General features: G+C 69.2%; 6 protein-coding genes. 5 read left to right on the top strand and 1 reads right to left on the bottom strand.

Going from position 1 to position 7,238, the window contains the following annotated elements:
* Positions 1 to 336 precede the first annotated feature (336 nt).
* Complete coding sequence (locus tag C5E41_RS29490; RefSeq protein WP_258081343.1) at positions 337 to 558, bottom strand: hypothetical protein; 222 nt, start codon at positions 556 to 558, stop codon at positions 337 to 339.
* Between the two features lie 176 nt (positions 559 to 734).
* Here C5E41_RS29490 and C5E41_RS29485 point away from each other — a divergent pair, with 176 nt between their 5' ends.
* The 5 genes from C5E41_RS29485 (at position 735) to C5E41_RS29465 (ending at position 7,206) form a co-directional block, all read left to right on the top strand.
* The gene (locus C5E41_RS29485; RefSeq protein ID WP_104378987.1) at positions 735 to 1,949 is read left to right on the top strand and encodes a lipase family protein; all 1,215 of its coding nucleotides are present in this window, start codon (positions 735 to 737) and stop codon (positions 1,947 to 1,949) included.
* Between the two features lie 188 nt (positions 1,950 to 2,137).
* Entirely contained in the window at positions 2,138 to 3,589 is a 1,452-nt protein-coding gene (locus tag C5E41_RS29480; RefSeq protein WP_104378986.1) for a lipase family protein, read from the top strand.
* 430 nt (positions 3,590 to 4,019) lie between these two features.
* Positions 4,020 to 5,216, top strand: a complete 1,197-nt coding sequence (locus C5E41_RS29475) for a PucR family transcriptional regulator (RefSeq protein ID WP_104378985.1) — start codon at positions 4,020 to 4,022, stop codon at positions 5,214 to 5,216.
* A complete protein-coding gene (locus C5E41_RS29470; protein ID WP_104378994.1) occupies positions 5,213 to 6,172 on the top strand; it encodes an acyl-ACP desaturase in 960 nt (319 codons plus the stop codon). The genes C5E41_RS29475 and C5E41_RS29470 overlap by 4 nt, the downstream gene beginning before the upstream one ends.
* The gene (locus C5E41_RS29465; protein ID WP_258081342.1) at positions 6,169 to 7,206 is read left to right on the top strand and encodes an alpha/beta hydrolase; all 1,038 of its coding nucleotides are present in this window, start codon (positions 6,169 to 6,171) and stop codon (positions 7,204 to 7,206) included. The genes C5E41_RS29470 and C5E41_RS29465 overlap by 4 nt, the downstream gene beginning before the upstream one ends.
* The last annotated feature ends 32 nt before the right edge of the window (positions 7,207 to 7,238 follow it).

The raw sequence follows: 7,238 nt of genomic DNA, 5'->3' as shown, positions 1-7,238 counted from the left end.
CGGGTGATGGTGGTGATGTCGCCGTGGATGGCGTCGCCGGGGAGGGTGCCGCAGGGGGCGACGTTTTCGACGAAGTGGCCGACCATGTGCCGCGACAGCGACCACACATCCTTCAACGGCGACGACATGGGCCGTCCCGAGAAGGTGAGACTGGACCGGTTGGAGCTGTCGACGGTCATCACTGACTCCTTCTACTCCCGAACTATCTGTTCCGGCGGTTAACGCTAACCGGCGGGCCGGGAACCGAGGGTGCTTCGCGAATCGTCTGTGCGGAAATCGAAGCAGGTCGGCGGGCCGTTGTGATCGCTCACAGTCGCCGGGACGCGGATCGGGTCCTCAATGCCACAATCGGCGGCGGGGCAGCGGTCGCAATCCGGGCCGGACCATGCCGTCCACGGTGACCGCCAGCCCGGAATGCACGGCAGCGGCCGCGAACTCCCAGGCCTCGGCGCGGGTGGCGGCGTATTCGAGCACCATGTCGCCGTCGGGGCCGGTGCCGCCGAAGTAGACCGTGATCCGGCGAGTGGGGATCTCGGGGGCCGTTTCGGAGATGTCCATAGCCGTGCTCCTTTGCATCGGTGCAGGAACGAAGCTACGTACTCGCGGGTAACCCGAACAGGTTTCAGCGCGGAATTCATCGCGTGACACAGACCGCCGCGCGGCAAAGTTGTGATTTCTCAGGACCTGCGGTGCCGATTTCGGGTTGCCTCGCGCGCGCGATACTCTCTTGGCCCATGGGCCTCACCGCGGTCCGGCGGGCGCTGAGCGTCGCCGTCGGCAGTCTGTTGCTCTTCGCCGCCGCCACGACTTCCGCACCAGCGCAACCGATCTACCCGGCACCGGACCCGGACCCGTTCTACGCCGCGCCGGCCGATATCGCCGAGCACAAGCCGGGCGATGTGCTGGCGACGAAACCGCTACCGCCGCTGGACATCTTCCCCGACACCGACATCACCCTGATCAAGTTCCGCTCGACCAATTCCGAGGGCAAGCCGATCGCGGCGACCACCACCGTCCTGACTCCGCGCACGCGCGCGGCCGACGGCCCGCTGTTGTCGTATCAGACGATCATCAACGGACTCGGCACCGATTGTGGTGTCTCCCATGTGCTCTACACCAAGAACCCGGATCTGATGGTGCGCGAGGCGCCCGCCTACAACGTGGTGTTGCAGCGCGGCTGGAGTATCGCGATGCCCGACCATCTCGGGCCGCAGTTCGCCTACGGCGCAGCGCGTCTGGGCGGCCAGATCACCCTCGACGGCATTCGCGCGGTGCAGCACGCCGCCGATCTGAAACTCGAGCACAGCCCGGTGACGATGGCCGGCTACTCCGGCGGCGGCATGGCCACCGCATGGGCGGCCGCGCTGGCGCCGGTCTACGCGCCGGAACTGCGCATCGCCGGGGCCGCGGCGGGCGGCGTGCCGATGAACATGGTGAAGATGTTGGAGGGCCTGGGGTACGGCTCGCATCCGGCCTTCGGCCTGGCGATGGCGGCCGGACTCGGCCTGGAACGGGAATACCCCGACCGGTTCCCGCTGTCGGACCAGCTCAACGACAAGGGCATGGCGGTGCGGCAGATGATGGCCAACAGTTGCACCAACGGACTGCTGGCCGCGGGCGCGGGACACGGGGTGAGCGAGTTCGCCAAAACCACGTCGATGACCGAGGATCCGGTCGCGCGCCAGGTGGTCGAGGACAACAGTCTCGAGCTCTACACCGACAGCGTGCCGAATATGCCGGTATTCGAATGGCATTCGCCCATCGACGGCCTGATCCCGGTGGACTCGATCGTCAATACCGATCGGCGCTGGTGCCAGGCCGGGGTAACGGTCCAGTCGGAGGCCATTCCGGTGCCCGACCACCTGACCGCGGCTGTGCTGGGCCTGCCGCAGGTGCTGAACTGGCTCGACGGCCGCATGCACGCTCAGCCGGTGCCGAGTAACTGCTGAGCGCGTCGGCCCCGTACCGCTCGCGCGTGCCGGGTTCGATATCGATGCGGACTCGCTGCGCGCACGATCCGAACACACCGCGCGGACAGCCGGATTCGCGCCGGTAATCTCGAAACTCCTGGTTCAGCGCGGAACTCGAGTTGACAGCGCACGGGGACCAGCGGTGAGTTTTAGTGGGGTGGTGCGCCATGCGAATCCGGCATGTTCTGGTAACGGTATTGCTGATCGGTTGCGGTCCTGTTGCGGGTACCGCAGCGGCTCAGCCGCCGATTCCCCTGCCCGCCTTGCCGTTACCCGCGATCGCCGTACCAGGGCTACCGGGGCAACCGATCGCACCCCAGGATCCGGATCCGGCGCCGTCGAATCCGCCGGCGCCGGGGCTCGCGCAACTGCAGCAGTGGATCAATGTCGTGGTGCCGCCGCCACCCATCCCGGTAGCCGATCAGGCGGCCGCCGGGGAGACCGGTGTCACCGCCGACCTGGCCCGGCTGCAGCAGGCCGTCATGCCCTCGCCGGTCGGCGATCCGCTGATCGACGACTGGCCCGCGGATCTCGCGGCGCTGCGGCCCGGTGATGTGATCGCGACCCGGGACGTGACGGCGACTGCCGCTCCGCTGCTGGTGGTGCCCGTGCGGCAGGCGCTGCAGGTGAAATATCGCACTACCGACGCCCACGACGCACCCTCGTATGCGACTGCGACACTGGCGATTCCGGCCGCACCGTGGACGGGGCCCGGATCGCGGCCGGTGCTGGTGAACAATCTTCCCATCGATGCGCTGGGCCGGACCTGTACGCCCGGCTACACGCTCGCGCACGGTTTCTCCGCTGATACCGGCACCACCGATTTCGTCCCGCCCACCACCCAGTTGGCGCTGTTGCGCGGGTACGCGGTGCTGATTCCCGATCACGAGGGTCCGCGGATGGCCTATGCCGAGCCCTTCGTGGCCGGACACGCCGTGCTCGACGCGATCCGGGCGATGCGCGCGGCGCTGCCCGCGCAGTTCGGCGCCAGCCGCTACGCCATGCACGGGTACTCCGGCGGTGCCATCGCCACCCGCGGCGCGGTGGCGCTGATCGATTCCTACGCACCGGAATTGGCGCCGCTGATCGTCGGCGCGGCATTGGGCGGGGTGCCGGCCGACTATCAGATCCTGTCGCAGAGCATGAACGCCAACTTCGCCTCGGGAGTGTTTCTGGCCGCCACGTTCGGGGTCGGCCGGGAGCGGCCGGAAATTCTGGCCAGGATGAACAATCTGGCCCGGTGGGCGGCCCTCTCGCCGCTCAAGGACACCTGCGCCGGGGTGTTCGCCGTCCCCGGGGTGCTGTCACTGCCGATCGATATCGCCGCCGACACCCCCGATCCGCTGCACAGCGCGCTGGCCGTCGACATCTACCGGGTGACGCGGATGCAGGGCATGAAATCCGCTGTGCCGCTGTATGTCTACAACGGCGAACAGGAATTCTGGATTCCGGCCGCCGGGGCGCGCGAGTTCTATCGCGACCAGTGCTCACTGGGAGTGGCGGCGATGTATCGCAGCGTGCCCGGCGAGCACATTATCGCGGCGGGATTGGGGTATCCGGAGGCGATGGGCTGGGTCGATCAGCGATTGCAGGGTGTGCCCGCCCCCACGGAATGCTGAAACGGCCGCGTCGTTCGCTGGTGCGGGGGCGCGGATCAGTTGTGCCGCGACCCCAGCCGCTCCGGGTGCGATTCATGAATTGTCATCGGATCGCCGGTGTTTCGGGTTCGAGGCGATTCCGTGGCCGTACCGTGATGTGAACGCGGCACCGGTTTTTGCGCGGACGGTGCCGCGTTCGGCAACCGGCGCACCCGCACCTTTCGGAAGGAGAGGAGGTCAGCAGTGCGGACGCCGGACCGGCCACCGGTGAGCGGCTCCCGACTCGAAGCCGCCGCTCACGGCGCACAGCTCGACCCGCGGCACCAGGACTTCCAACCCCTTCCTCGACGCGGTCACTGTGCGTAGCAGTGGAACCGCCCGCCGGGTGCACCCTCACCCCAAGGCATCCGGCGGGCACACTTCGCGCGGGGAGAGATTCTGGAGCGACCCGATGACACCATCCGCACCCAGCCTGGCGGCGACTCTGACCCGAAGCGTGGGTACCGACGCGTCGGCGCCACATTCCGACGCCACCGCCGAATTCGGCGCGGGGGTCCGTGAATGTCTCGCCCTGGCCGCCGACATGGTCGCCGAACCCGATCCTGAACCGGCGGATGCCGCGCGGCTGGCAGAACTGGTCGGCCGAGTCGGCGCCTGGGCGCGTGAGGGCATCGACCTCGACACCGTGCTGCGCGCCTATCACGAGGCGGTGCGGCGCGCGTTCAGCGATATCGCCGGTGGCCGCGGCGACGGCGAGACATTGTTCGCCGACGCCGAGCAGGCGCTGCGCCTGCTGGAGACGGTGACGGTAGCGACCTCGGCCGCCTATCTCGACGAACACCGCTCGGCCGCACGGCATCATCAGACCGCGGCCCAGACCTTGGTCACCGCCTTGCTCAGCGGACACGGCCGCGCGGCGCTGGCCCGCCGCACCGGGATCGTGGTCGCGCCCGCCTATCAGGTGGTGGCGCTGTCGATCGCCCCGCATCCCGGCGAATCCGATCCGCGTCGCAATGCCGAAACCGTGGCCCGCCGCAAACTGCGCCGACTGCAGAGCGCGCTGGCGCCGGTGCTGGGTTCGCGGGCGCTGTCACTGCTCTCCGTCGATGGCGGCACCGTGCTGGTGCCGGTCGACGGCCCCGATGTCACCGCCCGCATCGACGCCCCGGTATTGACCGCCGACACACTGGACGTACTGTCCGCGGCGGCCTCGGTGCCGCTGACCGCGACCGCCGTTACCGGTCCCACAGCACGTATTCCGGAGCTGGCCGCCCAGGCCCATGAACTGCTGGAACTGGTACGCGCACTGGGCCGCCCGCCGGGGCTCTACGAGATCGCCGACGTGGCGGTGGAGTACCAGCTGACCCGGCCCGGCCCGGCGCGTGCGCATCTGGCCGCGGTGCTCGGTCCGTTGCGGCAGCATCCGGATCTGCTGGAAACCCTGCGCACCTATGTGGATTCGGGTCTGGACCGCAAATCGACCGCGGTGCGGCTGGCGATTCACCCGAACAGCGTCGCGCACCGGGTGCGGCGCATCGAGCGACTGACCGGAATCGAACTGGCCCGCCCGGACGGTCTGGCGCGCGCGAGCCTGGCGTTGCTGGCCTTCGACCTCGGAACCGATTCGAGCACCGAGGAGTGTGGGTGAACGTCGCCGTGACCGATCGCGATCTGCTCCACGAGTTGGAGCCTGTCGCCGAGCGCTGCCTCGCAGATCATCTGCGCAAGTCGCGCGCCTGGCATCCGCACGACTACGTGCCCTGGGGTGGGGGCCGCAATTTCGCGGCGCTGGGCGGAAACGATTGGGCGCCGGAACAATCGGCGTTGCCGGAGGTCGCACGGGTGGCGCTGGTGACCAATCTGCTCGCCGAGGACGATCTGCCCTCCTGCCATCGTGTGATCACCGAGATGTTCGGCAGCGGCGGGGCCTGGGGAGCGTGGGTGGGATGCTGGACCGCGGAGGAGAACCGCCACGCCATTGTGATCCGCGACTACCTGGTGGTGACCCGCGCGGTGGATCCCGTTGCGCTGGAACGCGCCCGGATGATGCGGCTGACCAGCGGCGTTGCCGCGCCGGAGGCCTCGCGGTTGCTGCGCGGGTTGGCCTGTGTGACACTGCAGGAGCTGGCCACCCGGATCAGTCACCGCAACACCGGCATCGCCTGTGGTGAACCGATCGCCGACCGGATGCTGTCGCGCATCGCCACCGACGAGAACCTGCATATGATCTTCTACCGCAACATCTCCCGGGCCGCCCTCGAGCTGGCTCCGGACGCGATGATGTGTGCGATCACCGAGGCGGTCACCGGCTTCCGCATGCCCGGTTCGGCCCGGCCCGGCTTCCGGCGCCACGCGCTGCTGCTGGCCGCCCACGGCATCTACGATCCGCCGCAGCATCTGGAGACGGTGCTGCGTCCGCTGCTGCGAAACTGGCATGTGTTCGATCGCACCGACCTGACCGGCACGGGGGAGCGGGCCCGCGACGAATTGGCTGCCTATTTGGCCGCTCTGGAGAAGACGGCCGACCGTTTCCGGGAACGGCGGGAACGAGCGCGCGGCCGCGAAACGGCGTTCGCGGACGGTCCGGAGGTGGTGCAGCGGTGATCACTCGTGCGGCGCTGGGCGCCGCCTTGGCCGTGGCAGCCGGCGCGATGGCGGCCGCCCCGGTGCGCGCCGACCCCGCCCCGCCTCCGACCCCGCCCGCGATCGATCCCGCCGTGACGCGAACGGAATTGGTGCGCACCGAAGCACGCGGACTGGGCTGGGATCGGCTGTATGTCGCCTCCGCCGCGATGCATCGGGTGGTGCCCATTGATGTGCTGCACGGCCCGGGGAGCGAACCCCGGCCCACCCTCTATCTTCTCGACGGCGTGGAGGGTGCGGCGACTTCGGGCTGGCTCACCGGCGGCGACGCCGCGCGCTTCTTCGCCGGCAAACCGGTGGACGTGGTGCTGCCCGGTGACGGCGTGGGCAGTATGTACGCCGACTGGGACCACTACGACCAGAACCTGGGCCTCAACCGCTGGGAGACCTTCCTCGTCGAGGAACTTCCACCGATCGTGGAGAAATATCTGCCTTCCGACGGGCGCCGGGCCATCGCGGGAGTGTCGATGGGCGCGCAGGCGGCGATGATGCTGGCGCAGCGCCACCCTGGCTTCTATCGCGCGGTCGCGGGCATCAGCGGATGTTATTCCACCGCCGACGAGGTCGGCCAGGCCGTCACTCGCATCACCGTGGCCTCGCGCGGCGGCAACCCCGAAAACCTCTGGGGCCCACCGAATTCGCCGGAATGGGCGGCCCACGACAGCTATCTGGGCGCCGATACCCTGCGCGGCACTCCGATCTATCTGTCGGCGGCCACGGGTCTGCCGAGCCCACCGGATCTGACCGCGATCGCCACCGCGCACGACGTCGCCGCCGCGCTGCGGTCCGCGGGCGGAGGCGTGGCGCTGGAGGCGGGGGCGCGCACGTGTACCGAACGCTTCGCCGCGCGGCTCGCTCAGCTGAACATCCCGGCCACCGTGCGCTACATCCCCGCGGGGACGCACTCATGGCCGGATTTCACCGCCGCACTGCCGTCGGCGTGGGATGCGCTGGCCGTCGGACTCGGTATCGCGCGGACCTGGGGCCCGCGCTGAGACGGCCGGCGGCTCCGGTTTCATTGCTGTGT

The organism is Nocardia nova, assembly GCF_002933465.1.
Classification (GTDB): Bacteria; Actinomycetota; Actinomycetes; order Mycobacteriales; family Mycobacteriaceae; genus Nocardia; species Nocardia nova_B.
Note: the sequence above shows the minus strand (reverse complement) of the source record. Positions and strands in the feature narration are given on the sequence as shown.